Below are 2,619 nucleotides of genomic sequence, written 5' to 3' on the forward strand. Positions count from 1 at the left end.
AAGCGGTTGGATTCGGGTTCCGGTGCGTCCTGCGCCTGCGCCGGCAGAATGCCAGCGAGCAGGCAGGCCGCGGAGGCTGCGAGTCGGTTCAACGTGGTTCCCCTGAGCATGTGCAATGCCCGCACGATACCGCGTTCGCCGTGCGGGGGGCTCAGGCGTTGCGTCTGCGATGCCAGGGGATGAGCGCGGCGCTGAGCAACAGCATCAGGGCGCCGTAGAGCAGGATGGCGAACAGGGTGTTGTCGCCCACCGGGTCGCTGGTGCCGACCACGGCGGGGAACAGCGAGGCCTTGATGAGCAGGCCGAGGTTGGTGTTGCGGACGGTCACCTCGACATTGATCGCCGTGACGTCGCTGCTGGACAGGCCCATCAGGCGCGGCACCCCATACGAGACAGCGGCCAGCGCCAGCACGAACCCGAATACATAGCCGACGTTCACGAGGCCGAAGCTTTCGAGGTCCAGCCGGCCCGCGGTGAGCGCGCCGATCACGATGAGGCCGATCACGAACAGCGAGCCGCGGATACACCATTTGGAGAATGTGGCGGCGCTGGCGGGCAGTGCCCGCAGATACAGCATGCCGAGGATGAGCGGCAGCAGCAGGGTGGCGCCAATCTCCACGGCGATGCGGCCCGACGGCATGTCGAAGCCGGCCGGCATGTGGTGCGAGACCAGCAGATCGAGAATCAGCGGCGTGGTGATCAGGCAGGCCACGGTGGCCACCGCGGTCAGCGCGATGGACAGCGCGATGTGGCCCTGGGCGAAGTAGGTGAACACGTTGGACACCGTGCCGCCCGGCACGGCGGCGCAAACCGCCAGCCCCACGGCCAGGCCGGGTCCGACGCCGAACAGGTCGATGAACACCCAGGCCAGCGCCGGGGCGACGAGCAGTTGCAGCACCATGCCCACGCCGAAGCCTTGCGGGTCCGCGAACACGCGGCGGAAGTCGGCCAGCGTCAGCGTCGCACCCATGCCCAGCATCGCCAGCACGAGCTGCGCGGCGGCGAACCAGTATTCATGCGCCAGATAAAAGTCAGACATGTCTTGTCCCGGTTCCCGTCCCTGGTGTGTTGCGCCGGGCTGTGATCACCCCGCATCCGGAGCCCGAGCCTACACGCGGGTGGCGGCCAACGCCTTGACCTGAGCGACCGGGCGGCGCGCGGCGTCGGAACGGCCGTGCATGGTCATGCTGATTTCACTTGCTTAAATTTCGACGTTTCCATGATAATGGAAATATGGATAACGCAACCGCCACCGTTCGACTCACCGCCCTGGCGCAGGAAACCCGTCTGGCGCTGTTTCGCGCCCTGGTGCAGGCCGGTCCCGCCGGTCTGAATCCGGGCGTGCTGGCCGAACGTCTTGGCATCGCACAGGCCACCTTGTCGTTTCACCTCAAGGAGCTGCGCAACGCCGGGATGATTCAGGCACGGCAGGAGAGTCGCTTCATTTTCTATTCGGTGGACTTTGCCGCCATGAACGAATTGCTGGGCTTTCTCACCGAGAACTGCTGCGGTGGCGAAGCCGGCTGTGAACTGCCAACCCAATGTGAGGAGACGGTGGAATGAAACGCTTTCATGTGCACGTTGCGGTGCCTGATCTGGACCAGGGCATCGCGTTCTACAACAAGCTGTTCGGCGCCGAGCCCACGGTGACCAAACCGGACTACGCCAAGTGGATGCTGGACGATCCACGCGTCAACTTCGCGATCTCCGCCCGGGGCGCCGAGACCGGCGTGAATCATCTCGGCTTTCAGGTCGACAGCGAGGATGAGCTGACGGCGCTGCGCGAGCAGGCGGAGCGCGCCGACCTGGGCGCGGTGGAGGAGGCGGATGCGGCCTGCTGTTACGCCAATTCCAACAAGCACTGGATCGCCGATCCGGCGGGCATCGCCTGGGAGACCTTCCACACGCTGGCGGAGATTCCGGTGTTCGGTGGGGCTAAGTCGAAGCCGCAGGCCTCGCCCGCCAGCGGCGTGTGCTGCCCGACGGCGAAACCGGAGCCAAAGGCGAAGACGGCCTGCTGTGGCTGATCGCCGCCCCCACGTCATCGAAGGCTGAATCAAGACCCGGTCATGTCCATCTTCGAACGCTATCTCACGTTGTGGGTCGCGGCCTGCATTGTCGTCGGCATCGCGCTTGGGCACCTGCTGCCTGGCGCGTTCCAGGCCATTGGTGGCCTGGAGCTCGCGCGCGTGAACCTGCCGGTTGCCGCGCTGATCTGGCTGATGATCATCCCCATGCTGGTGAAGATCGATTTCGCCGCGCTGAATCAGGTGCGCGCGCACTGGCGGGGCATCGGCGTCACGCTGTTCGTGAACTGGGCCGTCAAGCCATTCTCGATGGCGCTGCTGGGCTGGCTGTTCATCGCGACCCTGTTTCGCGACTACCTGCCCGCCGACCAGATCGACTCGTACATCGCCGGGCTGATCCTGCTGGCGGCGGCGCCCTGCACGGCGATGGTGTTCGTGTGGAGCAATCTTTCCGACGGGGAGCCGCACTTCACGCTCAGCCAGGTGGCGCTGAACGACGTGATCATGGTGTTTGCGTTCGCGCCCATCGTCGGCCTGTTGCTGGGGCTGGCGTCGATCACCGTGCCCTGGGACACGCTGCTGCTGTCGGTGG

Annotated in this window: 3 protein-coding genes and 1 pseudogene; 3 read left to right on the forward strand and 1 reads right to left on the reverse strand. The window is 65.6% G+C overall.

Going from position 1 to position 2,619, the window contains the following annotated elements:
* Positions 1-151: 151 nt before the first annotated feature.
* A complete protein-coding gene (locus ABNS06_RS13515) occupies positions 152-1,039 on the reverse strand; it encodes a bile acid:sodium symporter (protein WP_348675119.1) in 888 nt (295 codons plus the stop codon).
* Positions 1,040-1,233: 194 nt separating this feature from the next.
* On the opposite strand from ABNS06_RS13515, the gene ABNS06_RS13520 reads away from it, so the two are divergent.
* The 3 genes and pseudogenes from ABNS06_RS13520 to ABNS06_RS13530 form a co-directional block, all read left to right on the forward strand.
* Positions 1,234-1,563, forward strand: coding sequence for a metalloregulator ArsR/SmtB family transcription factor (locus ABNS06_RS13520; RefSeq protein WP_348675120.1), 330 nt, complete (start codon positions 1,234-1,236; stop codon positions 1,561-1,563).
* Entirely contained in the window at positions 1,560-2,027 is a 468-nt protein-coding gene (locus tag ABNS06_RS13525) for an ArsI/CadI family heavy metal resistance metalloenzyme (RefSeq protein ID WP_348675121.1), read from the forward strand. Before ABNS06_RS13520 ends, ABNS06_RS13525 begins: the two co-directional genes overlap by 4 nt.
* Positions 2,028-2,069: 42 nt before the next feature.
* Positions 2,070-2,619, forward strand: a pseudogene (locus tag ABNS06_RS13530) (arsenical-resistance protein); the annotation flags it as partial.

The organism is uncultured Abyssibacter sp. (genome assembly GCF_964000955.1).
GTDB lineage: Bacteria > Pseudomonadota > Gammaproteobacteria > Nevskiales > OUC007 > Abyssibacter.